Annotated in this window: 19 protein-coding genes; 8 read left to right on the top strand and 11 right to left on the bottom strand. The window is 58.2% G+C overall.

Annotation, left to right across the window (positions count from 1 at the left end):
- Nucleotides 1–53: 53 nt before the first annotated feature.
- The 3 genes from htpG to MWH26_RS00155 form a co-directional block, all read right to left on the bottom strand.
- Nucleotides 54–1,886: a molecular chaperone HtpG gene (gene htpG / locus MWH26_RS00165; RefSeq protein WP_247975571.1), complete on the bottom strand. Its 1,833-nt coding sequence runs from the start codon at nt 1,884–1,886 to the stop codon at nt 54–56.
- Between the two features lie 163 nt (nt 1,887–2,049).
- Nucleotides 2,050–2,502 (bottom strand): hypothetical protein, encoded by a 453-nt coding sequence (locus MWH26_RS00160; protein WP_247975570.1) that lies wholly within the window; start codon nt 2,500–2,502, stop codon nt 2,050–2,052.
- A 270-nt stretch (nt 2,503–2,772) separates the two neighbouring features.
- Nucleotides 2,773–3,126, bottom strand: coding sequence for a hypothetical protein (locus MWH26_RS00155; protein WP_247975569.1), 354 nt, complete (start codon nt 3,124–3,126; stop codon nt 2,773–2,775).
- A 652-nt stretch (nt 3,127–3,778) separates the two neighbouring features.
- On the opposite strand from MWH26_RS00155, the gene MWH26_RS00150 reads away from it, so the two are divergent.
- From MWH26_RS00150 to MWH26_RS00120, 7 genes are all read left to right on the top strand, one after another.
- Nucleotides 3,779–4,123: a hypothetical protein gene (locus MWH26_RS00150; RefSeq protein WP_247975568.1), complete on the top strand. Its 345-nt coding sequence runs from the start codon at nt 3,779–3,781 to the stop codon at nt 4,121–4,123.
- Nucleotides 4,124–4,582: 459 nt separating this feature from the next.
- Nucleotides 4,583–7,054, top strand: coding sequence for a TonB-dependent receptor (locus MWH26_RS00145; protein ID WP_247975567.1), 2,472 nt, complete (start codon nt 4,583–4,585; stop codon nt 7,052–7,054).
- Nucleotides 7,055–7,208: 154 nt separating this feature from the next.
- Nucleotides 7,209–8,147: a cation diffusion facilitator family transporter gene (locus MWH26_RS00140; protein WP_247975566.1), complete on the top strand. Its 939-nt coding sequence runs from the start codon at nt 7,209–7,211 to the stop codon at nt 8,145–8,147.
- Nucleotides 8,148–8,414: 267 nt separating this feature from the next.
- On the top strand, nt 8,415–9,668 hold the full coding sequence (locus MWH26_RS00135) for an MFS transporter (protein WP_247975565.1): 1,254 nt from the start codon (nt 8,415–8,417) through the stop codon (nt 9,666–9,668).
- 92 nt (nt 9,669–9,760) lie between these two features.
- On the top strand, nt 9,761–10,138 hold the full coding sequence (locus tag MWH26_RS00130) for a hypothetical protein (protein ID WP_244694545.1): 378 nt from the start codon (nt 9,761–9,763) through the stop codon (nt 10,136–10,138).
- A 195-nt stretch (nt 10,139–10,333) separates the two neighbouring features.
- Nucleotides 10,334–10,786: a DUF6526 family protein gene (locus tag MWH26_RS00125; RefSeq protein ID WP_244694544.1), complete on the top strand. Its 453-nt coding sequence runs from the start codon at nt 10,334–10,336 to the stop codon at nt 10,784–10,786.
- A gap of 97 nt (nt 10,787–10,883) precedes the next feature.
- On the top strand, nt 10,884–11,186 hold the full coding sequence (locus tag MWH26_RS00120) for a DUF4286 family protein (protein WP_244694543.1): 303 nt from the start codon (nt 10,884–10,886) through the stop codon (nt 11,184–11,186).
- Between the two features lie 256 nt (nt 11,187–11,442).
- Here MWH26_RS00120 and MWH26_RS00115 read toward each other — a convergent pair whose 3' ends face one another.
- From MWH26_RS00115 to MWH26_RS00095, 5 genes are all read right to left on the bottom strand, one after another.
- Nucleotides 11,443–11,934 (bottom strand): GNAT family N-acetyltransferase, encoded by a 492-nt coding sequence (locus MWH26_RS00115; protein ID WP_247975564.1) that lies wholly within the window; start codon nt 11,932–11,934, stop codon nt 11,443–11,445.
- A 133-nt stretch (nt 11,935–12,067) separates the two neighbouring features.
- Nucleotides 12,068–12,301: a hypothetical protein gene (locus tag MWH26_RS00110; RefSeq protein WP_244694542.1), complete on the bottom strand. Its 234-nt coding sequence runs from the start codon at nt 12,299–12,301 to the stop codon at nt 12,068–12,070.
- A gap of 208 nt (nt 12,302–12,509) precedes the next feature.
- Entirely contained in the window at nt 12,510–14,711 is a 2,202-nt protein-coding gene (locus MWH26_RS00105; protein WP_247975563.1) for a prolyl oligopeptidase family serine peptidase, read from the bottom strand.
- 108 nt (nt 14,712–14,819) lie between these two features.
- The gene (locus tag MWH26_RS00100) at nt 14,820–15,497 is read right to left on the bottom strand and encodes a hypothetical protein (protein WP_247975562.1); all 678 of its coding nucleotides are present in this window, start codon (nt 15,495–15,497) and stop codon (nt 14,820–14,822) included.
- A gap of 140 nt (nt 15,498–15,637) precedes the next feature.
- Entirely contained in the window at nt 15,638–17,098 is a 1,461-nt protein-coding gene (locus tag MWH26_RS00095) for a hypothetical protein (protein ID WP_244694540.1), read from the bottom strand.
- 320 nt (nt 17,099–17,418) lie between these two features.
- Here MWH26_RS00095 and MWH26_RS00090 point away from each other — a divergent pair, with 320 nt between their 5' ends.
- Nucleotides 17,419–19,923 carry a TonB-dependent receptor gene (locus MWH26_RS00090; protein ID WP_247975561.1) on the top strand — a complete coding sequence of 835 codons (2,505 nt, stop codon included), beginning with the start codon at nt 17,419–17,421 and terminating at the stop codon, nt 19,921–19,923.
- 247 nt (nt 19,924–20,170) lie between these two features.
- Here MWH26_RS00090 and MWH26_RS00085 read toward each other — a convergent pair whose 3' ends face one another.
- The 3 genes from MWH26_RS00085 to MWH26_RS00075 form a co-directional block, all read right to left on the bottom strand.
- Complete coding sequence (locus MWH26_RS00085) at nt 20,171–21,655, bottom strand: hypothetical protein (protein ID WP_247975560.1); 1,485 nt, start codon at nt 21,653–21,655, stop codon at nt 20,171–20,173.
- Nucleotides 21,656–21,859: 204 nt separating this feature from the next.
- Nucleotides 21,860–25,327 (bottom strand): hypothetical protein, encoded by a 3,468-nt coding sequence (locus MWH26_RS00080; RefSeq protein ID WP_247975559.1) that lies wholly within the window; start codon nt 25,325–25,327, stop codon nt 21,860–21,862.
- Nucleotides 25,328–25,477: 150 nt separating this feature from the next.
- Nucleotides 25,478–26,926: a hypothetical protein gene (locus tag MWH26_RS00075; RefSeq protein ID WP_244694536.1), complete on the bottom strand. Its 1,449-nt coding sequence runs from the start codon at nt 26,924–26,926 to the stop codon at nt 25,478–25,480.
- Nucleotides 26,927–26,978: the final 52 nt, after the last annotated feature.

Here is a 26,978-nt window from a genome sequence, read left to right as displayed (position 1 = left end):
AACCTAGGCCACCGGGGTTTTGTACCAACATAGACTTTAAAGACTTTCTAAGACTACTCCGCGGCTAGCAAATCGGCGCTACGCTTCACAAAGGCAGTTAGCGCCTCGCCTTTCAGTAGGCCTTGGGCTAGCAAAGCCAAGTCGAATGCCTGACGGGCCAGCGTAGAGCCTGCCTCACCTTCGGCCTGCAGTACACGCTGGGCTACGGGGTGGTTGGCATTCACGCTTACGGTATAGGAGTCGGGTAGGGAGCCGAACATCTGCATACCTCCCCCACCGCCTACGCGCTGCATGTCTTTCATGCGGCGCATAAACTCGGGTAGCGTGATAATCACCGGCGCATCCTGGGGCGACAGGGCTTCTACCTGCACGTGCATGTGCTCATTGCTGATGGCCTGCTTGAACACGTCCTGCAGCTTGGTCTTGTCATCTTCGCTCAGCACGCTTTCTGTCGCCTCGTCCTTTTCAATAAGCTTGCTAACCGTATCAGCGTCAACCCGCTTGAAAGTGGTCTTTTCAAGCTTTTGCTCCAACTGCCCAATGAAGTGCGGGTCTAGTACCGCATCTAGCTTCAGCACGTCGTAGCCCCGCTCCGTAGCCGACTGTACGTAGGCGTGCTGGGCCTCCGGGTCGGAGGTGTATAGCACAACGGTCTGGTCGTTCTTATCCTTCTGGTTGGCCTGAATAAACTCTTGGTACTCAGGTAGTGTGAAGTATTTACTAGCCGTGTTCTGCACCAAGGCAAAATCTTTAGCCTTGTCGTAGAACTTCTCGTCCGAGAGCATGCCGTACTTCACGAACAGACCAATGTCGGACCACTTCTCCTCGAAGCCCGCGCGGTCCTTGCGGTACAGCTCAGCCAGCTTGTCGGCTACCTTTTTGGTGATGTAGGTATTGATCTTGCGCACGTTTGCGTCGGCCTGTAGGAAGCTCCGCGACACGTTCAGCGGAATATCCGGCGAGTCGATAACGCCGTGCAGCAGCATCAGGAACTCGGGCACTACGTCCTTCACCTCGTCGGTAATGAACACCTGGCGCGAGTACAGCTGAATCTTGTTGCGCTGGAACTGCAGCTCGTCCTTCACTTTCGGGAAGTACAAAATACCCGTCAGGTTAAAGGGGTAGTCTACGTTGAGGTGAATCCAGAACAGGGGCGGCTCCGAGAAAGGATACAGCTCCTGATAGAACTTCACGTAGTCCTCATCGGTCAGTTCCGAGGGTTGCTTGGTCCAGATGGGAGCCGTTTGATTGATTACCTCGCCCTCAAACTCAATTTCAACCGGCAGGAACTTGCAGTATTTGTTGAGAATCCCTTTCAGGCGCGCCGCTTCCAAAAACTCATCGGAGTCTTCGGCTACGTGCAGGACCACGTCGGTACCCCGGTCGGCCTTGTCGGTCGTTTCGAGGCTGAACTCGGTGCTACCATCGCATACCCAGTGGGCGCCTTCAGTATCGTCTTTGTAGCTTTTAGAGAAGATTTCTACCTCTTTGGCTACCATAAAAGCCGAGTAGAAGCCCAAGCCAAACTGACCAATGATTTGGTCTTTAGCCGCCGCGTCCTTCTCCTTGTACTTCTCTACAAACTCAGTGGCCCCGGAGAAGGCAATTTGGTTGATGTACTTTTTAATTTCCTCGGCCGTCATCCCCAGGCCGCGGTCCGAAATGGTGATGGTGCGGGCTTCCTTGTCCACGCTTACTTTCACCTTCAGCTCCCCCAGCTCGCCTTTGAACTCCCCTAGCTGCCCCAGGCTTTTCAGCTTCTGCGTGGCATCTACCGCGTTGCTTACCAACTCGCGCAGGAAGATTTCGTGGTCGGAGTACAGGAACTTCTTGATGATGGGGAAGATATTCTCGGTATGAATCGAGATGCTACCTTTCTCTTGCATAACAGGTCAGGAAAGTTGAATGAAACGAAAACCATGACGACTTGCCCGCCTTGTGGGGCGGTAGCCGTGCCGGCAGCGCGTTTCAAACCTTGTTCCAGCCCCGTACGGGCTGCCAGCTTGGCAGCCCGTGGCCTTATGTGCAGTGTAGAGTAGGGTGTATTCGCTAGGCAGCCTCGTATGCGTTGTGTGACACTGTCCACCGCGCGCCTTCCGCGTTACTGGATTGTTGCAGCCATTCCAAGGCCGTAGCGCTGTCGTCGAAGACCTGCATATCAAAGGGCGGAGACACCACGCTGGACTCCAGCAAGGCCTGATGCTGCATGTACGACGTGAGAACCAGCGCCAGCTGTTGCAACTGCAGGCCCGGCAACTGCTGTTGTACGCGCTTCTCTAGCACGTAACAATCTAGCACCGATAACTCAGGCATGCCATCTAAGTTGAGCAGCAGGCGCTGAATACGTTGGGCGCGTACTTTTTCCAGCACACCCAGCAGGCAGTCCTTTGCCTGATGCGTGGAGGATAGCGCCCGCCAATGCACCTGTAGTAGACCGTGGTCTGTTTCGTACCAGATCTGGAAACAATCGTTATTCACTAGCTTTTCGTCCAAATTACCCATAACACCATGCGCGTCGCCAACAGTTTTGCGGCGAATAACAAGTCAATACTACTAGGTCGAAAACTTGCAAATTAAGCAACTCGGCCACCTCAAGTCAACACCCGGTCAATTGCACATTTTAGCAGACAAACCTTTTATAGCCGAGATTACAAAGGATATCTGCTTGACTTTATTTAACTTTCCCAATCTGAGAGCATCTCAGCTGTGGTCGTTTCAAAGTTGGATTATCAGGTAGTAAAGCGCAACAGTTACTCGCGGTCAAATTGCTTCTTATAGCAACAACAGGCTCTCGGCAGTAGGCTGCAACTTCGCGTGTTCCCACTGCCGTTCTAAGTCAAGGGCCTGCGCAACGGTAGGTGCAAGCCAATCGAGGGCGGCCGGAATATCTGAGAAGAATTGCACCTCAGCCCGCGCATACCGCCGCCCATCCGTCAGGACGTTCTCTACTACCAGCTGGTTGTGAAGGCCCAAGGGCATAATGAGGGCCACAGAATGAATTCCTACGGTGGCAAATTCGGCCAACCACGCCTCACTTAGCCACGCCTGCTCATCGGTGCCAATTGGGGCCATGCGGGACACATCCGCTAGCCAGCTAGTTACCTGGTGGCGCTTCGAGTATGCCACTAACTTCTTAAATACAGCTTGAAACTCGCCCGTTGAAGTAGGCCCGCACCACTCCCACCGTAGTAACTGTAGTGTTGGCTCCAGATGAACCAAAAGCGAACCAAACGCAAAAAACATAACAAAAATCAAAAACCGGGTACTATTACTACGTCAACAACCATAAAAGTAAAAAGTGCTTATCTGAATAAAATTACATTTCGTCAATCCCTATATTCTGCTCGACAGATACCCTGATTATGCCGTTTGAGTTGGAGCAGCCTTTCTCGATGGGAACGTTCAACCAAAACAAATAATGGCACCTTACCAGGCTTTATTGCCTGATAAGGTGCCAACAGCTTACCTAAGATCAGTTTTTAGAATGTCCTTGTTCTTACATCTCAGATAGGAGACTACACAAATAGTTGCTCCTGGTCTGACTTTTCCTCTTGTTTAATCTGAGGACGCAAGTAGCGCGCTATGCGTAACAACAGACGAGCTTTCAATGCTTTCATGTCAATTTCTGTTTATCTTGATACATACAAAGCTACGATTGTACTATTTCCTTATTACTGCGTAATTATTATGGTATCATGACTACGCAATTTTTTTACGCTACTCTTTCGTAATTCGCTTTTACCAGTACATTTGCTTTACTGCTGCTACAACGTTGCAAATGCGTACTTTTCGTTCTCGTCTGGCTCTTGTGCTGCTCCTGTGCTTTGTGCGGGTGCTGCTGCCCGACGCGTGGGTACTAGCCTTGCACGCTCACCAGCACACCACCGAGGAGCCCACGCAGGCCCTGAAGTGGCCGAAAGGCAAGGCCCTGCTCTCAGCCAAGCACCAGCACTGCGACGCAGATCAGTTCTTTAAGTCAGCTTTTGAGCCGGCTGTACTCCCGGCGCTGCTTGATGGCAGCGCCCCGCAATTCGCTACTCTACCCCCGCTAGTATCGTCGGTAGTTTGGGCCGCCGTTTTGCCGGCTACCGCCTACCTCCGTGGCCCGCCGCGCGAGGCGTAAGCGCACTGCTGCTCCAGCAGTTTTTCAATTCCAGCAGTGAGTTGCGGCGCCTTTAGCGTCGTCAGCATCTTGTGCGCTCAGGGCTATTTCTGGCCAGTTGAGCGGTGGTAGCTGGTTGTTCGTCCATACTCAAGTGCCCGTTGAGGTTACCTCCGGCACGCCCAGCGCCACCTAGCGCAAGCAGGCGGTTGCCTCGCTTTCTCCCTCTTCTGTAAAGCTGCGGCGGGCATTATGTGCCTTGTCTGGCTTAGCTGGCGCCCCTGTTCGTGGCGCTGCACAACTGCCAACGCAGAACTCAGCCCGGTTCGCTTCCCCGATTTTCAGCGTTTTTCTCCCTGTTTGGTTGTGGAGAAACTGAGGGAAGGCATCGGTTTCTGGCTGGTGCTTTCCTTGGTTTCGCCCCCGGGCAGCTTTTCCCATTCACCTGCCATTCATTGGCTTCGGGTAAATAACCTTTCTATGCCTCAGTTTTCCTTAACTGCCGGGCTGCTGCTGCTTTCTGGTAGCGTAGCGGCACAAACCTCAGTTGTTTCGCCTAGCCCTGCGGCGCCCGCCAACCCAGTGCCGGTGCGTGCGGCCCGCGTGGCCGCCCCACTTGTAACCGGCCGCGTTACCGATGCCGCTACCGGTGAGGTGTTGCCGGGTGCTACCGTTGTTTTCCCTGACCTGCGGCAGACCACCGCGGCGGGCACCGACGGTACGTTTCAGTTCGCTAACCTGCCGCGCGGGCGCTTTCTAATGCAAGTGCGCTTTGTGGGCTACACGGCTGTGGTGCGCACCGTTGATACCGGCACAGGCCAACCTTTGGACATAGCCCTCACGCCCGCAGAAACCGAGATTGGGCAAGTTGTTGTCACGGGCGTTTCGGCTAGCACGGAAATGCGCCGCTCGCCCATTCCCACCAACGTGGTAGACCAAACTCGCCTGCGCCAAACGGCCTTTACCAACGCCATTGATGCCATTGCGCACACGCCCGGCCTCAACCAAATTACTACCGGGGCTGCCATCAGTAAGCCCGTTATTCGGGGGCTGAGTTCGAACCGCGTCATCACGCTTAACAACGGCGCCAAGCAAGAAGGCCAGCAGTGGGGCGACGAGCACGGCATTGAAATTGACGAGTTCAGCATTGATAGAGCCGAAATTATTAAGGGGCCCGGCTCCTTATTATATGGCTCCGATGGGCTGGCGGGCGTTATTAACTTCCTGCCCCCCGACCCCGTAGCGGACGGCCGCATTCTGGGCTCGGTAACGGCTAACTACCAAACCAATAACTACCAGCAGGGCTACTCCGTCTGGAATGCCGGCAACCTCAACGGCTTTAACTGGCAGGTGCGCGGCTCGGGCAAGGTAGCCGCCGATTACCGCAACCGCTACGACGGCCGGGTGTATAACTCGGGTTTCCGAGAGCTGAACGGCAGCGGCTACGTGGGCCTGAACAAAAGCTGGGGCTATTCCCACCTTACCGTCAACAGCTTTAACCAAATTCTGGGGCTGATTGAGGGCGAGCGGGACTCGGTATCGGGGCAGTTCCTGCGCACCAACGACCTGGGCGAAACCCAAATAGTGACGGGCAGCGGCTTCTCGGGCTACGGCTTGGATGTGCCGCGCCAGCAAATCAACCACCTACGCCTGGGCACCGACAATAACTTTATCCTGGGTCAGCACCGCCTAACGCTTAACGTGGGCTGGCAGCAAAACCTGCGGTGGGAGTTTGGCAACCCGGAAGATTATTACGAGAAATCCCTGTTCTTTCAGCTGCGCACCGTAGACTACGCCTTGCGCTGGTTTCTGCCCGAGTTAAACGGCTGGAACACTACGTTTGGCACCAGCGGCATGCAACAGCAAAATCAGAACAAAGGCGTGGAATTCCTGATTCCGGCCTACCGCTTGCTGGACGGGGGCGTGTTCGGCGTCACGAAGAAAACCTTTGGTAAGCTGGATATAAGCGGCGGCCTGCGCTACGATATCCGCCGTATTACCGCCGACGCGCTGTACCTGGACGCCAATGAGCAGCCCGTACCATCTGGGCAGGGCGACCAGAAATTCGAAGCCTTCCGAAGCACCTTCCGCAACGTGAGCGGCAGCGTGGGCGGCGCCTACAGCCTCAGTGACAAGCTGCTGCTGAAAGCCAACGTAGCCCGGGGGTTCCGGGCGCCCAACATTGCTGAGCTGGGCTCCAATGGAAAACACGAGGGCACGGTGCGCTACGAAATTGGGGAGCCCAACCTGAAGGCCGAAACCAGCTTCCAGCTAGACGGAGGCCTGAACTTCACCTCCGACCACGTCAGTTTTTCGGCCGATGTATTCCGCAACCGCATCAGCAACTACATCTTCCCGCGCAGCTTGGCTACCCCTAGCGGCGCCGACTCGGTTTCCCTGGAAGGTGACCGGGTATTCCGCTACGGCCAGGGCGACGCGCGCCTGGCGGGCGGCGAGGTCAGCGTGGATTTGCACCCCCACCCGCTGGATTGGCTGCACTTTGAAAACTCCTTTTCCATGGTGCGGGCCGTGCAGTTCGACCAGCCGGAGGGCCAGCGCAACTTGCCCTTTATTCCGGCCGATCGGCTGCAGTCGGAGTTGCGGGTGAATTTCAGGAAGGTTGGTAACTCGCGCCTGCACAACCTGTACGCCCGGGGCACAGTGGAGCATAATTTTGCCCAAAACCGCATTTTCTCGGCTTTTGACACGGAAACGCCTACCCCTGGTTACACCCTGGTAAATGCCGGGCTGGGGGCGGACATCGTGTCGGCCAAGGACCGCACGCTATTCTCGCTGTACGTGGCGGCTAACAACCTTTTCGATGTGGCCTACCAAAACCACCTGAGCCGCCTGAAGTATACGGCCGTCAACTATACCACCGGCCGGCAGGGCGTGTTTAACATGGGGCGTACCCTGAGCGTGAAGCTGGTGGTGCCGCTGAGCTTTAAGTAGCCTACCCTGAACTACGGCCAGCACCCGGCTTGTTTTCCAGATCCGCGGCAGAAATAGCGTATTTTTAGCAGGATAGAAATACGCTATTTCTGCCGCCGGCTTTTGGTACCGTTGCCACTTAGTACGGTCCGTTTCTTTTGTCATTCCAGTTTTTATGGCGCACCACCATCACGGCCACGACCACGCGCATCACCACCATGGCCCGCCCGCGGACGGCAACTTCGGGCCGGCTTTTGCTGGGGGTATTGCGCTGAACCTGCTGTTTGTGGCCGGCGAGGCGGCGGGAGGCTTGTGGGCCAACTCCTCCGCCTTACTTTCCGACGCGGGCCATAATCTGTCGGATGTGCTAAGCCTGGCCTTGGCGTGGGGGGCGGCGCTGCTGGCTAAGCGGCGTGCCACGGAGCGCTACACCTACGGCTACAAGGGCGCTACCATTCAGGCGGCGCTGCTCAATGCTGCCCTGTTGTACTTGGCCCTAGGCTTCATTCTCTGGGATACTATCGACCATCTGCGCAGTCCCGCACCGGTCAATAGTACCGTGGTAATGGCGCTGGCCGGGCTGGGCATCCTGGTTAATGGCTTCACGGCTTGGCTGTTCCGGCGCGGGCAAAAGGGCGACGTGAATGTACGCGGGGCCTATCTGCACATGCTCACTGATATGCTCGTGTCGGTGGGGGTAGTAGTGGGCGGGGCGCTGGTGTACGTTACGGGTTGGCTTTGGCTCGACCCGGTTATCAGCTTCCTGATTCTGACCGTGGTAGGTGTGGGTTCCTGGGGCCTGCTGCGCGAAACGGTACAGCTCGGGCTACAGGCAGCCCCCGCCGATATTGACGTGGCCGCCGTCCGGCGTTTTCTGCTGGCCCGGCCTGGGGTGCGTAGCCTCCACGACCTGCACATTTGGCCCCTCAGCACCCAGGATACGGCCCTCACGGCCCACCTAGTGCGCCCCGGCGGCCAGAACGGCAACCTTTTCCTGCGCGAGCTGCAGCACGATTTACTCCACGAATTTAACATCAGCCACTGCACCATACAGCTCGAAGACGACCTACCCCTCATGGGCGCCCACGGCTGCTGCGACGAGCAGGTAGCGTAAGATGTGTTCGAGTTTTCGTGGTGGGTGCAACGGAATAAATAGAGGAAGCAGCCAGGAAATACAACCCCTCATGTCGTGCTTCGCTATGCTGTGCACAACGTTCTTGTGGGTATTTACAGACTGCAGTTGTTTACATAGTCTGGTTCTAAGAGGAGCAACGATACCGTTCTATAACACCTCCATACCCTACAAAGCGGTAACACACAGCCTCTGGGCATTTCACTGCCGAAAAAAACTCGTAATCTGCGGGCCCCAATTTTCTCCCGCATGCAGACGAATACTTCGCCTTCTCCTACCCCTACCCGCCCCACCGGACTGCTTAGCGCCATTGTGGTGGTGGCTGCCTTGGGCTACTTCGTGGACATCTATGACCTGATCCTGTTCAGCATTGTACGGGTACAGAGTTTGAAAGACCTAGGCATTACGGCCACCGAAGAGCTTACCAACCAGGGTCTTTACCTGATTAACATGCAAATGGGTGGCATGCTGCTCGGCGGTATTCTGTGGGGCATTCTGGGCGACAAGCGGGGCAGGCTTTCGGTGCTATTCGGTTCCATTCTGATCTACTCTTTGGCTAATTTGGCCAACGGCTTCGTGCAAACCATTGAGCAGTACGCTTGGCTGCGCCTAATTGCCGGCATTGGGCTGGCCGGCGAGCTGGGCGCGGGCATTACGCTGGTTTCCGAAACCCTACCCAAGGAAAAGCGCGGCTACGGCACCATGATTGTAGCTACGGTGGGCGTATCGGGGGCCATGCTGGCGTACTGGGTTGGCGAGGCTCTGGGCTGGCGTAACGCTTATTTTGTGGGTGGCGGCCTGGGCTTGGCGTTGCTGGCCCTGCGGGTAGGCGTGTACGAGTCGGGACTGTTTGAGCAGGCTAAGAAAAGCGAGGTGGAGCGCGGCAACTTCCTGGCCCTGTTCACTAACCGCGCCCGGCTAGCCCGCTACGTGAAGTGCCTACTGATTGGGGTGCCACTCTGGTTTGTGGTGGGCATCCTGATTACGCTGGCCCCAGAGTTTGGCGCCGGTCTGGGCGTAACTGGCCCCGTTACGGCGGGCCTGGCCGTGTTCTGGTGCTACTTCGGCCTCGTGTTCGGCGACTTTGCCAGCGGCACACTCAGCCAAGTGCTGCGCAGTCGGAATCGGGCCTTGCAGCTGTTTCTCGTGTTCTGCGGGCTGCTGGTGGGCGTGTACTTATTTGCCCTGCGGGGAGCCTCGCCTACCGCGTTTTATACCGCCTGCTTCGTGCTGGGCATTTCCGTGGGCTTCTGGGCGCTGTTCGTGACGGTGGCGGCGGAGCAGTTCGGCACCAACCTGCGGGCTACGGTAGCAACTACGGCACCCAACTTTGCCCGGGGTTCGGTGGTGCTGCTAGTGCCGCTGTTTCAGGCCCTGCGCGGGCCGGCTGGGCTGGTGGGCAGCGCTGCCATTCTGGGCTTTGTATCCCTGCTAATTGCCTTTTGGGCCGTGAGCACCCTGCCCGAGAGCTTCGGCAAAGATTTGGACTACGTTGAGCGCTAGCCCTTTCGCACCCGCGCGTTTTCAGTAGGTGCCCGAGTTCAGGGGATTTTCGTATTAGCGGCTAGAAACTCACTTGGTTTCTTCCCCCTCTTATGAAAAAGTTTCTTCTCCTTACGGCCCTTGCTACCCTGCTAGGTGGCTACGCGGCCCAGGCTCAAACGGCCCCCGACTCAACCCAAGCCCGCTTGCAGATGCAGCAGCAGCGCGCTGCCGAAGCCCAGGCTGCCCTCGACGCTCGCAAGCAGGAAGCCGCCGCAACGCGCAGCAGCGTGGAGCAAACCAAATCCCAGGTGCGGGACCAGGAAAACGCCATGCGCGAACAGAAACGGCAGCTTAAAGAGCAAAAGCTGGAGCTGAAGCGCCAGCAAAGTGCAGCCAAAGAATCCCGCCGCCAGGAGTCAGCGGCCAAGCAGGCAGCCCGCGACGAAAAGCGCAAGGCCCGTGAGGCTCGCAAAGCAGCCTCCCTGTAGCCCACGCCACCGCTCAGTACTGAAAACTCCGGCTCCGGTCGGAGTTTTCTTGCTTCCTGCTTTTTCTTGCCTACCCCTCCTTCCCAGCAGAACGTAGTTTTCCTATTTTGCCGGTCCTGCATGGCCCTTTGTCCCTAGGCCAAATCCGTTTTTTTACCAGTCCGACCCTTTTTTATATCCCTAACTTCCTGTTCTATGCCTCCTGCCCAGCCTACCAAGAACACGCCCATGTATTACCCGCTGCACCACTTTGTGTTGCTGCCGGCGGCGCTGGTGTTATTGATCTACAGCGTCAGGCGCTACCTAGCCGTAGCCGGCGACGACTCCGAGATTTCACGGCTGTGGTTTACGGTAATGCTGTTAGCAGTAGTTGGTTTTGGCGCCCTAGTGATGCTGCGCCAGCACTACGCTCTTACCCTGCAAGACCGCCTTATTCGGTTAGAAGTGCGGCAGCGCTACTTCGAAATTACTGGCCAGAGCTTGCGCCCGCTGGAAGAGCAACTGCAACTCAAGCAACTGTTGTCGCTCCGCTTTGCCGGCGACGATGAGCTACCGGGCCTAGTGCAGGCGGCCATTCGTGAGAAGCTGTCGGCCAAGGATATTCAGGCCCGTATTCAGGCTTTTCACTTCGACCACATGCGGGTTTGATGGCTTGCACTGGATTTTTTGGCTGATTTTTGTGTTCTCCCATTCTGCTGCTATATAAAGCAGTGGCTCTTTGGCCCTTCATCAAGCCCTAACTCTCATGATTCTTTACAACGTTACGACCAGCCTCGACCCGGAAATTGCCGACCAGTGGGTGGCGTATATGCGGGATACGCACATGCCTGACGTAATGGCAACGGGCTTTTTCTTGAAAAGCCAGCTCTGCCGCCTTCTCAATGAAGAAGACAACGGCATTACCTACGCCGCCCAATATTACTGCGTAAGCTTGGAGCAACTCGAAGAGTATCAGCAACTAGCTGCTCCTGCCCTGCGCAACGAAATTGAGAAACACTTCGGCGGCCGCTACGCCTCCTTCCGCACCATGCTTGAGGTAGTAGACTAAGTAGTGAACTAGTGAGGTGGTGACATAGTGAGTTTTATGTTTACCTAGCCTAATGCTAGCCCTAGTGGGCTAGCATACCAGTAGCGCAACCGCCACCCAAACAAGCAAAGCCCTCCGCGGGATGACCACCAGCCGTTCAATGGCTAGTGTCGCCCCGCGGGGGCTTTGTTCTTTTACTCATTATGCATCCTACTGACATGCCGCCTGGCGAGGCCAACAGAACGAAAACTCACCATGTCACCACCTCACTAGTTCACTAGTTCACCACCTCCGCGGGGTAGGCGTGGATTTGTTCGGCAGTGAGGTTGCCGTTGTGCCATTCAGGGTCAAGGTTGGCCCCGATTTTCTGGTAGAAGCCAATGGCGGGCTCATTCCATTCTAGCACCTGCCACTTCATGCGGTGGGCGCCGGTGTGGCGGGCTTCGGCTACCACGGCGTCAAAGAGGCGCTTGCCGATGCCGGTACCGCGCAGCTCTTCCGTCACAACCAGGTCTTCGAGGTAAAGCATGCGGCCTTTCCAGGTAGAGTAGGCCGTGTAGTACAGGGCTATGCCGATGATGCGGCCGTCGGGTTGCTCGGCCACGAAGAACTTGAAAATAGGCTCGGGGCCGAAGCCGTCGCGCTGCATGTCGGCTAGCGTGTTAGTGACTTCGTGCGGGGCGCGCTCATACTCGGCTAGTTCCTGAATCAGGGCCAGTACTTGGGGCAAATCGGCCTCTTGGCCGCGGCGGATTGTAAGCGTCGACATCGGAAGAAAGGTAAGAAGGAAAGCTGCCAGCCAAGGTAGCACGGGCAGCCGTATCGTGCAGCTGCAAATGGCAACGCCCTTCCGCGGGTGGCGGAGGGGCGTTGCACGAGTAGCACAGCCGAAGCGGCAGTGCTTACATGGTGGGCTGCATTTTCTTGATGTCCTCGGTGGCATTTACCGCGTTGATTTCGCGGGTAGCCTCGTTAGCAGAAGGCGTTTTACCACCCGTAGTGTCGGGAGCGGCCGGAATAGGAGGCAGTGGCGTGGTGGCTACGTCTTCATCCGATTTGATATCGGGGTTTTTGCAGGAAGTAGCGGACAGCATCAGCGAACCGGCCAGCAGACCGAACAGGAACGTTTTTTTCATATCTGAAAGCAAAAGAACAGAGGCAAGTACGGGAGTTGCGGCCGCGAAGATACGGCAAATGAGTTGCCAGTAGATAGTTGGCGTGTGGAATAGTTGCTACTGAACTGGTGCCAGCGGGCGGTCATCAAGTGTCAGGAAACGGTAGGGCCTGCTACCTGCCGCCCCGCCCTTAGTATCTGCTGGCACGTAATAATCCGCTACTAGCAGCTTATTTTTTATAGGGCTTCACTCCCATATTCTGGTAAGCAAAGGCCCAGATATCAGCCCATTCTTCAATTTGGAGTTTGGTGCTCTTACCGGCGCCGTGGCCCGCATTCACGTCAACGCGAATGAGTTGGGGGCGCGAACCTTCGTTGGCAGCCTGCAAAGCGGCGGCAAACTTAAAGGAGTGAGCCGGCACTACCCGGTCGTCGTGGTCGGCGGTGGTGATGAGGGTAGCGGGGTAGCTGGTGCCGGGCTTGAGGGTGTGCAGGGGCGAAAAGCGGTAGAGGTTCTGGAACTGCGCGTAGTTATCGGAGGTGCCATATTCCGGGGCCCAGTTCCAGCCGATGGTAAACTTCTGATAGCGTAGCATATCCATCACGCCCACGGCCGGGAAGGCCACACCGCAGAGGTCGGGGCGCTGGGTCATGGTAGCACCCACCAGCAGGCCGCCGTTGGAGCCACCGGCCATAGCTAGCTTTTCGGTGCTGGTGTAGCCGGTTACTTTTAGGTACTCGGCGGCGGCAATAAAGTCGTCGAATACGTTCTGCTTGTTGGGCGTCATGCCGGCTTGGTGCCAGGCCTCGCCGTACTCGCCCCCACCCCGCAGGTTCGGAATAGCCAGCACCCCACCGTTTTCCAGCCACAGCATGCGGGCCACGCTGAAACTCGGCGTAAGTGAGATGTTGAAGCCCCCGTAAGCGTAGAGGTAGGTCGGGTTTTGGCCGTCGAGCTTCACGCCTTTTTTGTGGGTGATGAACATGGGCACCTTCGTGCCGTCCTTGCTCTTGTAGAACACCTGAGTAGTTACGTAATCCTCGGGCTTCACATCTACGGTAGGCGCGCGGAACACCGTGCTGGTGTTCGTGGCCAAGTCGTACTTGTAAATGGTAGTGGGGTAGGTAAACGAAGTGAAGGCGTAGTACACCGTTTTGGAGGTGCGTCGCCCCCCGAAACCCGCGGCCGTGCCAATGGCCGGCAGGGCCACATCGTGCTTGAATTCGCCCTTCTCCGTGTACACTTTCACAAGGGAGCTGGCATCCTTGAGGTAGGAAGCTACCAAGTAGCCGCCTACCTGGTCCACGCCCTCCAGCTTGTTCTCGGTTTCGGGCAGCACCTCTTTCCAGTTGGCTTCCTGGGGCTTTTTGGGGTCAATGAGTACGACGCGGTAGCGCGGGGCCTTGTAGTTGGTGTACACCAGCAGTTGCCCGCCCACGTTGCCTACTACCGAGTTGTTGTACTCGTAGCTGCTGATGAGGGGCGTGAAGGCGTTGGCCTGTTTGGGGTCGGTCAGGTCCCGTACGGAAAGGCGGTTGCCGTCAGCTTTGCCGTCGGTGAGGTAAAGCACCAGGAACCGCTCGTCCTCGGTGGTGCCCACGGTGCGGAAGCCCAGGGGCATCTTGGGATTTTCGTACACCAGCTTATCGGTGCTCTGGGGCTTGCCGAGCTGGTGGTAGTAGACCTTGTGAAACTCGTTTTTGCCCGAAAGCTGGTTTTCACCCTTCTTCGGCGCATCATAGCGGCTGTAGAAGAACCCATCCTTGTACCAAGCCGCCCCGGACACTTTCACCCACTGCAGTTCATCGGGGAGAGGCTGGCGGGTTTTCAGGTCCAACACCTTGATTTTCTGCCAGTCGGAGCCACCCCCGGAGGTAGCGTAGGCCAGGTAGCGGTGGTCGGTGGAGAAGTAAGTGCCGGCCAGGGCGGTAGTGCCGTCCTGGGAGAACTTGTTGGGGTCGAGCAGCACGTCGGGCTGGCCTTCCTGGCCATTCTGCTGCACGTAGAGTACGGCCTGGTTCTGAAGGCCGTCGTTTTTGCTGAAGTAGAGCTGGCCGCCTTCTTCCTCGGGCACCCCAAACCGCTCGTAATTCCAGATTTTGGTGAGCCGCTCCCGGATTTTGTCGCGGAACGGAATCTGCTCCAAGTAGCCGAACGTGACCTTATTTTGCGCCTCTACCCAGGCCTTGGTTTCCGGCGAGTCGAGGTCTTCAAGCCAGCGGTACGGATCGGCTACGGTGGTACCGAAGTAATCGTCTTTGTGGTCTATTTGCTTGGTTTGCGGGTATTGCACAGCAGAGGAAGATGAGGTGACGGCTCCTTTGGCCGCGGCCGCCGAGGTAGCAGCGCCGGCTCCCGGAGCACCAGACTGGCTAGAGCGGCACGAAGCCAGCGCTGCCAGAGCTAGTACGGAAATCGTAAGTTTTTGCATGCAGAAATAGCGTGGGAGAGCCCCAAGATAACCACAGACCAGGTACCTAGCCTGCTCAGGCCCATAGTTCTGTCGGGGGCCAGCCTTCCCTCCCCCACCGGTTTACTCCTACTGAATCCGCCCGATTTTCGGAATCACCTGAATCAGAAAGCGTTTGTTGTCGCCCTCGCGGCGGCCACTGTAGCGGCCGGTACCATAAAAGCCACTACCCCCAATAATCAGCTCAATCCCCTTGTCTTGCCCAAAGTTCAGCCCGTTCTGCTTCCAGAGGTTGAGCAGGTTGAGGGCGCGGCGGTAGCTGAGCTGATAGGTATTCTGTTCTTCCAGCCGGTTGCGTGGGTCGCCCTGGGGGTAGCGCGCGGCCATGCCTTCCACAATCACGAGGTAGCGCACGGGCTGGTCGGTTTTGATGTTTTTCAGCACGGTACGCAGGCGCCGACCAGCTTGCAACAAAGCTGGTTTATAGGCCTCCTGAATTTCGTCGCGGCCGGCCTTGAACTGCACCGGTACCAACAGCTCGTGCCGCTCGTTGGTGGGGTCGTAGCGGAAGTAGCGGCCCTCCAATTGTTGCAAGGAGCGGCGGATTTTAGTAATCTGCTCCAGCTCGGCAGCCCGCACTTTTAGCTCGCCGTTGGCCTGCTTCAGCTCCCCTTCCCGGTCCTTGAACAGCTTGAAGCTGTACACGAACAGCACCAGCATCACCACAAACAAGGACGTCATCAGGTCCACGTAGCTGGGCCAGAAGAAGTCGTTGCTTTGGCGTTTGTTGGAAGTGGAGTTGTTCATTTTTTACAAAACTGTCATCCTGAGCTGAGCGAAGGACCTTGTTACGCGTGGACGAAACCGCTTGGTGGTAACTCAGACGTGATAAGGTCCTTCGTCGCCGCTTGATGCGCGGAATGCTCAGGATGACAAACGAATATTGGTTACTGTGGCCGAACGCCTCCGAACAGCTTATCCATAAACCGCTGGAAACGGTTTTTGGAGGTAGCTTTTACCAACACGGTATTTAGGTTGGACAGTTCAGAGAGTAGCTTGGCTTGAATCTGGGAGTCCAGCTCGATTTTGCGCAGTAGTTCGCGCTGGGTGGCCGTGACGTCGCGGCTGAGGTCAGCTTGCTGGGTGTTGAGGTTTTGGAAGGGCTCCAGCTGTTTCAGCAGCTTCTCGAAGATGTTGTCGGCGTTGAGCTTGTCGAAGTACTGCTGCCACTTCTCGTAAGCCAACTGGGCCTGCCGCTCGTTTTGGGCCTGGCGCTGGGTCATAATGTCGGCCAGGGAAACACCGGCCTGGTCGATGTGCTGCTCGGCGCGGTCCTTAAGGTTGCGCAACTCCACTTGGTGTTTCTGGAAGAAATCCAGCATGAGCTGCACCGAGTTGTTATTGCCGCCGATATACTGACCTAGGTCGTTGATACCTTTCTCGAAGCCGCGCAAGCGGTCCAGAATGCTGTTCACGCTTTGCGCCGACTGGTAGCCATTCTGGAGCATCTCGTTGAGCCGCTGCTGGTAGCCCGTGAAGGCGGCAAACATCTCCGCCGACTCGCGCACCTTCTCAAACACCAGGATGTTGGCCGCCGCCATTTTATCGTAGCCAATGGTATCGAGCCGTTCCAGAAAGTCGCTCTGCACTCGAATGTTCTGGGTAACCTTGTCCATGAGCGGATTGAACAGCTCTACCTGCCCTACAAACTGCTGGTTAAAGGCATCCAGCACCGACTTCAGGTTGGTCAGGGAGCTGGCCATATCGGCGTGCAGTACGGGTAGCAAGCGGGCCTGCAGGAAGGTGTAGTACTGGTTCTGGAGCCGGTCGAGCTGGTGGCGGGCCTGGCGCAGCACCCCGTTGCCCAGCAGCGTCAGGAGCAAACCCACGAAGGAGCCCGTCATAGCAATGAGTACCCCAGTCAGGAAGGGTGTCAGCGCGTTTTCGTCGGATACGCCATTGCGGGCAATGCCCACCAAACCCAGGATTACGCCCAGAAACGTGCCTAGCAGCCCTAGGTAGAGCGGCGTGGCCACGTCGGCTTGCACCTCATTGTCCAGCACCTCGCTTTGCCGCTCCGAAATGTCTTTCAGAATCCCGAAATCAGCGGCGGCGCCTTTGTTGTGACGCAGATAGTCGTTGGTATCGAGGAGGATAGCCTGAAACTCAGGCGAGGCGTTTTCGGCCTTGATAAGGCTAGAAGTAAAGGATTCCGGGGGCGCATCGGCGGCGTAATCGGGCAAGTCGCGGCCATCGGGCAGCACAATGCGGTGGTCGACGCGCAGGGCCTCCTTGGGCGGGTACAGCTGAGCCAGCCGCAAGGCGTTGGCCCGCGTCCGCAGAAACGTGCGAATCTGCAGGCCTACCACCACCGCTACCACGGCTACTTCGAGAATGATTTCAAGCATAGCGTGTAAATAACGGTATTTCGGCTTTGCCGTTCAGCAGCCGGTCTTAGTCTAGGGCTCATTTCACTGATTCCAGAAACGAAGTACTGAGGTAGACCCAGAGCATGTGGTAGGGTGTGCTGCAATTGGTAGTGTGACCTGTCCCCCTCCCTAGCCAGCCGCTTGCAAGGTAGTCAGGGGCGCAATTCGGTAGTTGTTAAACGCCAGGGTGGCAGACTACTTATTTATTACGATTAATTCTAAATAACTATTTAGAATTAATCCATTTAATTATACTTTTGCGGCCACAACCACCCAAGCTGAACCGTACCACCCACCCTATGTTTCCCACCCCTACACTCTTACTTTGCACTACGCTGGCAGTTACGGCCCCGGCCCTGGTGCCGGCCCCAGCCAGCGCTTACGTCTCGCCCAATGCGGCTAGCCTTGAAACCGGCCGGGGCGCCACCCTCACTGGTACCGTGCTCGACCGCACCGGGCAGCCGGTAGAAGGCGTGTTGGTGAGCGTAGCTGACCGCTCGGCCCTGACCGACGCGCGCGGCGAATTTCGCCTCTATGGTCTGCCCGCCGGCGAAGTCACCGTTACCGTCACGGGCCTGAGCATCAAGCCGGTAACGCAAACAACCACCCTACAAAACAGCCAAGCCCAAACCCTGCAGCTTACCATTGAGGAAGCCGTACGTGAATTAGCGGGGGTGACAGTGGCCGCCAAAGCCACGCGCTATGCGCCGGAGGTGGATGGCACCACGGTGACGGCAGGCAAGAAGAATGAAGTGGTGCAGCTCAGCAAGCTCGACGCTAACTTGGTAGTGAATAGCAGCCGCCAAGTGTTTGCTAAAGTGCCCGGCATAACGGTATGGGAAAGCGACGGCTCGGGCCAGCAAATTAACGTGGCCACGCGCGGCCTCTCGCCCAACCGCTCGTGGGAGTTCAACACCCGCCAGAACGGCTACGATATTAGTTCCGACCCCTTCGGCTACCCCGAGGCCTACTACAACCCGCCGCTGGAAGCCGTGGAGCGTATTCAGATTATCCGGGGTGGGGGCTCGTTGCAGTACGGGCCGCAGTTTGGCGGTCTGCTGAATTACGAGCTCAAGCGCGGCCCCCGCGACAAAAAAGTCGAGTTTGAAACCAGCAACTCGGTGGGCAACAACGGCCTGGTGAGTACCTATAACTCGCTGGGCGGCACCGTGGGCAAGGTTAGCTACTTCGGTTACTACCAGCAGCGCGTGGGCGGCGGCTGGCGCGACAACTCGGAGTTCAACATCCGCAATGCCCACGCCAACGTGACGCTACAGGCTACCGATAAACTGCGTCTCGGAGCCGAAATCAGCCATCTGTACTACGTGATTCAGCAGCCGGGCGGCCTTACCGACGCGCAGTTTTACCAGGACAACGTGCGCCGCAGCAGCCGCGCCCGCAACTGGTTCAGCACCCCCTGGACCATCCCGGCCTTCACGGCCGACTACCAGTTTTCCGACCGCACCCGCTTGAGCCTGAAAACTTTTGGGCTATTGGGTGAGCGGAATTCCATTGGGCTAGCCAGCAGCGTGGGCGTGAACCAGCCCGACGCGGTAAACCCCGCCACCGGCCAGCCGGCCAACCGTCAGATTGACCGTGACCGGTACCGCAACCTGGGCGCGGAGCTGCGCCTGCTCACCGACTACGGCCTGCTGGGCCAGCAGCACACGCTGGCGGCGGGCCTGCGCGGGGCCGGCGCCTACCTTACCCGCCGCCAGCTAGGCAAGGGCGACACCGGCCGCAACTTCAACCTGGACCTGCAAGCCCCGCGTTTTGGTCGGGAGCTGGACTTCCGCACCCGCAACTACGCCGCCTTCGTGGAAAACATTTTCCGCGTGGGCTCGCGCCTCACCCTGACGCCCGGCCTACGCCTAGAAGTGATTGACAACGATGGCCGGGGCTACCTGAGTCTGAACGCCGATGGCTCGGAAAACCGCCTAACGCAGGACTCGCGCCGCAAGGTGCTGCTTTACGGAGCCGGGGCCGAATACCGCCTCACCGACCAAACCAACCTGTACGCCAACTACTCGCGGGCCTTCCGCCCAGTAACCTTCGGCGACCTAACCCCACCCGCTACCTCCGACGTTATCGACCCAAACTTGCGTGACGCCACCGGCTACAACGCCGAGCTGGGCTACCGCGGAACCTGGGCGGACGTGCTTACCTTCGACGTAGATGCCTTTTGGCTGCACTACAACGACCGAATTGGCACCCTGCGGCGGCCCGTGCCGGGTGGGGCAGCTGGTCAGACCCAGCAGTTCCGGACCAACATTGGCACGAGCGTGCACAAGGGCGTAGAAGCCTACCTGGAGCTGAACCTGATTCACGCCCTGACGCGCAACTTCCAGTTGCCCCGCCTCGATGTGTTTGTGTCGTCGGCGGTGCTGGATGCGCGCTACACGCAGCTGCGTACCACTACCCTAACGGCCGGCAACATTCAAGAGGGCGACCTGAAGAATAACCGCGTGGAATATGCCCCAAAATACACCCACCGCGTGGGGGCCACGTTTGCCTATAAGACATTCTCGACTACGGCCCAACTCACGCGCGTGGCTCAGGTATATACCGACGCCAACAACACAGTGGCGCCCAATGCTGCCGCTACCACCGGCCGCGTGCCCGGCTACTCTGTCACCGATGTGTCGGCTACGTACCGCTTTGCCAAGCGCTTTACCCTACGTGGTGGCGTCAATAACGTGTTCGACAAGAATTATTTCACCCGTCGCTCAGGCGGTTACCCCGGCCCCGGCCTGCTGCCAGCCGACGGTCGTACCTGGTTTGCCTCGGTGGGTCTTAAGCTCTAAGGGCTACCGACAACACACTGCCGGCCGCCGGATTCTTCATCGAATCCGGCGGCCGGCAGTGTTTTAAGGGCTGCGCATAGTACACAGGCACTTAACAATGAACTGGTCTGCAAGGGAAACAGCCGAAGCGGCCCGGCGCAGTTCCTTAAGCGGTAGAGCGGACAGCATGCGTCAGCCGTTGCTTACCTATACAATAAAGAGAAATGCGGCTACGACACCTAACGCAGTGTGCCGTAGCCTGCATGATTTACTCGAATCGAATAGCCGCCTTCTGCTCAATCTGCCAGGTGCCGGCCACTTTGCGCAGCACACCCTCTTCTTCCGTTATGATGCGGGTAACCGGGCCAGTAGGCTGCTGATACTTACAGGCTTCGCGCAAGGAGTACTGCGCACTCTGAATGGCGTAGGCGTGCACCGCCGAGTTAGAAGTTACGCTGAAGGTAGCCAGCTCGGGCCACTGCGGATCCAGATGAATCTCGTAGATGCTGTCGTGCTGGGGCTCGTCGCTGAAGTCATACTCGCTAAAAGCACCGTTGACAGGCACCTTCACGTAGCGCGTTTGGGGTAGGGCAGCCGCCGGAACCGGGGGCGCGGGCAGCTGCACCGGCGGAACCAAGCTGTCAAATTCATCCTGCGGAGAGGCGGAGGGCGGCCCGGCAGGTGTCAGGGGCGGTACCGCCGATAATTCCGTGGGCTGGGCCGGAGCGGAGTACACGGCCGCCACTTGCGCAGCAACTGGCGCCGCAGGCTGTGGTAGCGGCGCTGGCGCCGGAGCAGGTGCGCTGGTGTTGTCTGGCTGGGAAGGCGTTGCCACGGCAGCAGCTGTGGCAACGGCGGGCGCTTGTCCTCGTAGCTTTTTCATTTCCTCCTCCACGCGCTGCTGCACTAGCTTCTCCACTTCGCGCAGTTGGGCTGGTGTCAGCCGGTCGGCGGCTGGTGTCCCAGCAGATCGGGCTCCACTACCTGCCGGGGCACTTTGCAGGGCCAGTATCTCGTCGCGGCGCTTGTCGATGCGGGCGCTAAGCTCCTTTTGAAACGCCCCGATGTTTTTGCGCATCAAGGCGTAAAGCACCAAGCTGAGCAGCGAAAGGATGAGTGCCAAGGGCCCGAAAAGCTTGTTCATAAGGCTTTCCCCTGCTCCGCTGCTTGTTTGAGCCGCGGGAGTAGCTACTCCAGCTTCCGCTAAGCCAGCATCACCGGGCGTAGCGGCGGCGGTGGTTTCGTCGGTGGTGGCAGTGGTATCAACTGTTTCGGCAGCAGCGGCTTCGGAGGGAGCCAGCTCACCGATGGGCGTACCGTTCTGCACGTAGCCGTTCAGCGCCGTTTCTAGGGTCGCCACGTTCTGCATGCGGGCCGGGCTGGCCCGGCGAGCCGGCGACGACTTTAGCCGGTTGATGATTTCCGTGGTTAGCTTCTGCAGGCGAGACGAGTTGGAGCCCAGGCCCTTGTACATGGTTCCGCGCGCCTCCAAGGGCTGATACAGCGCCGAGTACACCCGCTGGCTGTCGGCCTTGATGCTATTCTCAAACTCCTTTAAAGAACCTCCACAACGCAGACTACCCTTGAGGTTGGGCCGGCCAGTATCCTCGTACACAAACTTGGCCGTAGCGCACCAAATCTGCACCTTCTGCTCATCCAGCGTAGGCTGACCGAGAGGCGTTTGAGCGTGGCTGCCCGCCGCCAGAAGCAGTAGGCCGGTAAGCAAAGAAGCAGCGCGACGGGAAAGGGTCATAGGGTGTTGGGTAGGTCTGGAAAAGTTAGAGCTAGGAGCTAGTTCCTCCCTTAGAAAGGAGGGGTTGGAGGTGGTTGATGAGGGTAGAACAGTTTTTAGAGTTAGCTCTAGTGCTCGTTCAACACTTCGGTCAACCACCCCTAGTCCCTCCTTTCCAAGAAGGGAACTAGCTCCTGGCTTTAGCTTTAAAATGGTTGTACATCATTAGGCTTGTAACTCGCGGCTCAGGTTGTACAGGGCCTGTTTCAGGGGTAGGAAGAACAGGGTTTCCGGCAAGGTTTCGTCGGAGGAGAGCTGACGTTGGAACTGGTGCAGGCCTAGGCTTAAGCTATCCTCGATTTCGCGCTGCAGGATGTCTTTCACGCGCTGACGGTCCACGTCTACGCCTACTTCGCGCAGGTAGGGTGCTACCTCGTCGCCTTCGAGCACGAGCGTCAAATACTGCCGCACGTTTTCCAACACTTGGTCCTTCAGGGCAGCATCTACCTGCGGGAGCTTAAGGCGCTGCTGGTTTAGCTCGGTGCCTTCTACAGCGCCGCTGTATTTCACGGGCTTGATGCTGTCGTAGTCGGAGGTGTTACTTTTCTCCTCGAACAGTACACCGCCGTTGGTGGTGGCTTCTTTGGGATTGTCGGCCAAGATGACGCGGAAGTTATGGGGCGGCTCGGTGCCGGTTACGGCGTGGAAAATGGCTTTGGTAATCTTCTCAATAGAGACCAAAGAGCTGCCACCGGCCAATAGGCGCAGGTAGAGGCTGCCTTTGCCGGAGAAGCAGAGGTAGCGCGGCGTTTTTAGACCGAGGTGCTTGGTCAGCTGCGCCGTGTGGTAAATGATACTGGTGTAGTGCAGGTAGAACAGCACCCGCAGCTGCCGGCCTTTGCCGAGGCCCAGGGCCTGGGTAAAGCGTAGCGCGTCATCGTACTTGAACAGCAGGCTGGTCACGTCGGCGGAGCCAAAATCGGTATTGCTGAGTGCAGCGCGCAAGTAGCCTTTGTACTCCTGGTTTTGCTCATAGTCGGGAAGGCTTTCCACATGACCCACGCCGAGGCGCAAGAGGCCGTTCTGCTTGGGCGCACCCTGCACGCGGGCGTAACCGTCGCCCCACAGGTCGTCGCCGGCGAAGCGGAACGAGGTGCTGTAGGCGGGCTTCTGGTCGGCGAAGAGCAGCAAGTCGGTGGTGCCGCCGCCGATATCGATGTTTACCACGTTTTCGTCGCGGTTGGGCACTACCTGGTTGGTGGCGGTGAGGTAATAGTACGGGGCCACCGATTCGGTGAGGCAGATGGTGGGGCGGCGGGCCTTGAACACCTGCTGGAACGACTCGTCCCAGACTTGCTGGAACTGGTTGCGCAGGAACCCATCAAAGCTCAGCGGCGCAAACCACACCACGCGGGTATCTTCCAGAATACCGCCGTGCAAGGCTGCCTTGTGACGGAGAAGCAGCAAGATTTCCTTGAAGAAGGCCTCAATGCGCGAAACACCCTGCGGGTCCAGCTCCGCCGACCACTTCAGGTTGGTGATGAAGCGGTTCTGGGGCAGCTCCGAAGCGTTTTCGGTGTTGATGCTGAAGCCGATGTTGATGTTGCTGAGCACCTTGGCGGGCTCGTTGGCAAACGACGTGGTTTCGCAAACCGCCGTTCGGATCGGGAATTCATACACTGAGCCTCCTTCACCAACGAAGGAGGGCACAAACTCCCGGTTTTGCAGGGTAGCAATGTAGGTCCAGATCTGACCGGCGCCGGTGCGGTAGCGCTGGGCGGCCGACAGGCCGGCATCGGCTACCGGCGCGTGCAGCCACTCCACTTGCACATCAGCCTCCCCAATGGTCAGGGGGCGAGGGTGAGCGGTGGGTGAATCGGCGTAAGCAATGTGGGTGTTGGTGGTACCAAAGTCTACCGCGAAGGTGAAGCGTCGGGTACCACGGTCCAGCTCGCGCCAACGCGGTACGAACAGGCCCCGGGCCGGCTCAGCACCGATAGTAGCGGGCGGGCAGGTCAGCTCTACCAGGTCGAAGTGGGTCCCGGTCACCTCGTAGTAGGTGCTGCCGGCGGTGGCCATGCTCTTCTGGGTACGCTCGTAGCGCGTGGCGCGGCGGGCGGCACCCTGCTCCGTGATTCGCTCCCCGTTCACAAAGAACTGCAGGTCGTAACGGCGGCTGAGCATGGTGGGCGAGTTGTCGGCATCCACCAGCATTACCTTGTAGAGGTCGTTGTACTCGGGCTGGTAGCGCACCTTGTAGAAGGGGAATACACCCACGCCCACAGTGGCTTTCACAATGCGACCCTTCTCCAGAATCTCGCGGCCTTGAGCATCCTTCGGGTTCTGTGGATTGGTGTAGTAGCTGCGCTCGAAGGTGATAAAGCGCCCCGCCTGCACCGGTACCCGCAGTTGCACGCGCACGTGGCTGAGGTCGATGGTGAAGGTGAGCAATTCGGCCAGCTCGTTCTCCGTAAAGTACTCGAAGAAGGCTTGCTTCAGCGGCAGCAGGTAGGGAAAACGCGCGCGCCCTTGCCCATCGGCGCCGTACTGGAACGTGACTTTGCCGGTGTGGAAGCGCTGGGTGTTCAACTCGTAGGGCAGCTCTACCAGCGAGTCTTCCAGCAAGTCGCCTACGGTGAGGTAGGGGTATTTGAAGCCTTTGCCGGGCAGCACGCGGTTTTCCAGGGCCACTTCGTCGTGGTAGGGCACCGGCGTGCGGTCGTCCCAGGGCTGACCGTTGAGGTAGTTCGCGCCGGGCATCGTCAGGTTCGGGCGCAGCACCAGGGGGCGCGGCCGACCACCCACAGCTTCCCGGGTAGGCTGAATGAACAGGTCGGAACTGGTCACAGCCGATTGGTCGGCGCGGCCGGGCAGCGGCACCCCTTTCACGCTAACCAAGTTGCCATGCACATCTACCAGCGCGGGGTAGCGGCTGGCGAACTGCTGCGCGCTCCGGTCGCCCTGCATCTGGAGCTGGTTGATTTTGCTACGGTCGAGGCCCGCATACACGCTGCCGGCAAACTCGCGGCGCTGCAGCTGCGGGTAGGCCAGGAACAGCTCGTACACGAATTCCCGGAACTGCGGGTCCCGGTCTTCGAGCAGCACGGTTTGCTTGTCGAAGTAGTGGCCGCGGGCCTGGGGGCGCTCCAGATCCAGGGGCTGCACCTCAGGGCCGGTGAACAGGATGGTCAGCGGAGAAGTACCGCCCAGCAGGCGCGTGCCACCCGCCAATTCCGGCGACTCATAGTACACCAGGTACATGTCGATGAAGTCACGGAACCGCTCGTCCTGCATGTAGAGCTGTAGGGTTTCGCCCAGCAGGCGCGTGCCCTCACTCTGCCGCATCCGCCGGATTTCCGCCTCGGCATTCCACCGCCGCAGCGTGATTTTGCGGCCGGCTTGGGTGTAGAGGTGGTAGTTATAGAGCAGTTCCAGCAGGTCCCAGAAGTGCGTCGTCAGCTCGTGATACACCGAGCCAGGGTTGCGCTGCCCTTCGCGGGCCAGGAAATCGAAGGCCGTTTCAAACAGGTGCATCCGCGCAAAGGGCGTCGGGATGCTCACGGCCAGGTTGCGCGACTTGCCCCCGGCCGGGTCCGTAACGGTATTGATTTCGGTGCTCGTTACCGGCGCCGTTTTCTGCCAGCCCTGAACTTGCTGGGAGCCATTATTATGTAAGCGAAGGACTTTGGCCATATCGGGACCCCACCCCCCGGCCCCCTCACCGGTGGGGAGGGGGTGCCAGACGACTATGGGAGGTTGTACGGGGCGTTTTACTGCTAGAAACTACAACTAGAAAACTAAGACTAAAGCCCCTCCCCACCGGGGAGGGGGCCGGGGGTGGGGTCACACCACCTTTACCTTCTCCTCAAACGCCTTGTCAGTCACCTCATAGAACAGCTCCAGCATCTTGCGGAAACTGTCGGGTTCTTGGATGGACTTCTCGGTTTTGTTGAGGTTGTCGAGGAGGTAGTTGTGGCTGAGGCCTTTGTTAAAGAAGTCGTTCCACTTCTTTTCGACGGGTTTACCCAGAATCATGGCGTTGAAGTCGTCGGTCTGCAGGTCGAAGGGACGGAAGGAACGGCGGTTTTGGGCCAGTTCTACTAGCCACTGGTCGGCGCCCAGGTCTTGGCCGTGCAGAAAGGTGTTCAACTCCCGAAAGATGGGCTCGTTGCGCATGGCGTAGTCCAGCTTCAGGTTGTCGGCGTAGGGCGCTTTGTCGGTGGGTAGGTGTTGCTTGTGGTAGCGCGTGAAGTACAAAAACTGCGTGAGCTGCTTGGCAATGATTTCGCGCGACTCATCGGGCAGGTGGCTAAACTGAATTTCTGGCGCATCGGCCTGCAAGCCGTACTCGTGGAAGTGCGGGCCGCCGGTGCGCAACTCCGTGGGCGAGTAGCGCATGAAGTCCACGATGCTCAGGGCCGCCAGCAGCTCGATTACGTGGGCTTTGTTTTTCTGCTGGGTGCCGCCGGGCTGGTTTTCGTAGGGCGTATCAGGGGTGTCGGCGAGGTAGTACAGCGCGTCGAGGCCCTGGAGGTTGTGCTCGTAGTAGCTGAGCGCCGCCTTGGTTTTCGTCAGGAAGTTGTTGGAGTCGATGACGGCGTTGTCTTCGCTCTGGAGGGCGAAGTAGGGCATCACCGTCACGGCGCCGGTAGGCGCGTCGCGCAGGTAACGGGCGTTGCTGAGGCGCGTGTTGGTGTCCTTCAGGTTCTTGAGCATGAGCGGGAAGCCCGCCGCGCCCGTCCCGCCGAAGATGCTCGACACAAAGAACACCCGGTCGCCATCCTGGAAGTTGTCGGCAAAAAACCGCATTTCGGGGCTTTCCACCAGCTTATTCAGCACAATACTGCCTACGTTCGGGGAGCCGCGGAAGCCAATGGTCAGGGGGCTTTCCAGGTTGTCCTGGGTGAAGAGCAAATCCACGAGGCCCTTGGAGTCAACCGATAGGCCGTCATAGCTCAGGTATTGCCGGAAACTTTGGTTGATGCCGCCGAAGTCGAAGATGAACGTATCCTTCACCGAGCCGTTTACATCCTGCGAAATGCCGCTCAGGGTGCTGATATCGGTTTTAAAGAAGCCTTCTTCCCGCGGACCGAGGCGCTTGTAAATCTGCTGGTAGCTCTGCAGCAACTGCACCGTGCGGTTCATGTCGCCGTTGTGGGCGTCGGGGTCGATGATGATGGGCACTACCCGGTCGCAGTTGGGCAGATCGACGCCCGCGGCCAACAGCATGGTAAGCGAGCGAATCACGCGCGAACCCGTGCCGCCAATACCGAATAAAAAGAGTTTAGCCATGTTGGGAAGGAGGAGCTGAGAACTGAGAGCTGAGAGCTGAGAGTCTTTCGGA

This window comes from Hymenobacter sublimis, from assembly GCF_023101345.1.
GTDB lineage: Bacteria > Bacteroidota > Bacteroidia > Cytophagales > Hymenobacteraceae > Hymenobacter > Hymenobacter sublimis.
The sequence above is the reverse complement of the archived record's forward strand: the minus strand, read 5'-3'. Positions and strand labels throughout refer to the sequence as shown.

Coding starts and splice junctions, on each gene's coding strand:
- htpG (WP_247975571.1), bottom strand. CDS start 1,886: ATGCAAGAGAAAGGTAGCATCTCGATTCATACCGAGAATATCTTCCCC.
- MWH26_RS00160 (WP_247975570.1), bottom strand. CDS start 2,502: ATGGGTAATTTGGACGAAAAGCTAGTGAATAACGATTGTTTCCAGATC.
- MWH26_RS00150 (WP_247975568.1), top strand. CDS start 3,779: ATGCGTACTTTTCGTTCTCGTCTGGCTCTTGTGCTGCTCCTGTGCTTT.
- MWH26_RS00145 (WP_247975567.1), top strand. CDS start 4,583: ATGCCTCAGTTTTCCTTAACTGCCGGGCTGCTGCTGCTTTCTGGTAGC.
- MWH26_RS00140 (WP_247975566.1), top strand. CDS start 7,209: ATGGCGCACCACCATCACGGCCACGACCACGCGCATCACCACCATGGC.
- MWH26_RS00135 (WP_247975565.1), top strand. CDS start 8,415: ATGCAGACGAATACTTCGCCTTCTCCTACCCCTACCCGCCCCACCGGA.
- MWH26_RS00130 (WP_244694545.1), top strand. CDS start 9,761: ATGAAAAAGTTTCTTCTCCTTACGGCCCTTGCTACCCTGCTAGGTGGC.
- MWH26_RS00125 (WP_244694544.1), top strand. CDS start 10,334: ATGCCTCCTGCCCAGCCTACCAAGAACACGCCCATGTATTACCCGCTG.
- MWH26_RS00120 (WP_244694543.1), top strand. CDS start 10,884: ATGATTCTTTACAACGTTACGACCAGCCTCGACCCGGAAATTGCCGAC.
- MWH26_RS00115 (WP_247975564.1), bottom strand. CDS start 11,934: ATGTCGACGCTTACAATCCGCCGCGGCCAAGAGGCCGATTTGCCCCAA.
- MWH26_RS00110 (WP_244694542.1), bottom strand. CDS start 12,301: ATGAAAAAAACGTTCCTGTTCGGTCTGCTGGCCGGTTCGCTGATGCTG.
- MWH26_RS00105 (WP_247975563.1), bottom strand. CDS start 14,711: ATGCAAAAACTTACGATTTCCGTACTAGCTCTGGCAGCGCTGGCTTCG.
- MWH26_RS00100 (WP_247975562.1), bottom strand. CDS start 15,497: ATGAACAACTCCACTTCCAACAAACGCCAAAGCAACGACTTCTTCTGG.
- MWH26_RS00095 (WP_244694540.1), bottom strand. CDS start 17,098: ATGCTTGAAATCATTCTCGAAGTAGCCGTGGTAGCGGTGGTGGTAGGC.
- MWH26_RS00090 (WP_247975561.1), top strand. CDS start 17,419: ATGTTTCCCACCCCTACACTCTTACTTTGCACTACGCTGGCAGTTACG.
- MWH26_RS00085 (WP_247975560.1), bottom strand. CDS start 21,655: ATGACCCTTTCCCGTCGCGCTGCTTCTTTGCTTACCGGCCTACTGCTT.
- MWH26_RS00080 (WP_247975559.1), bottom strand. CDS start 25,327: ATGGCCAAAGTCCTTCGCTTACATAATAATGGCTCCCAGCAAGTTCAG.
- MWH26_RS00075 (WP_244694536.1), bottom strand. CDS start 26,926: ATGGCTAAACTCTTTTTATTCGGTATTGGCGGCACGGGTTCGCGCGTG.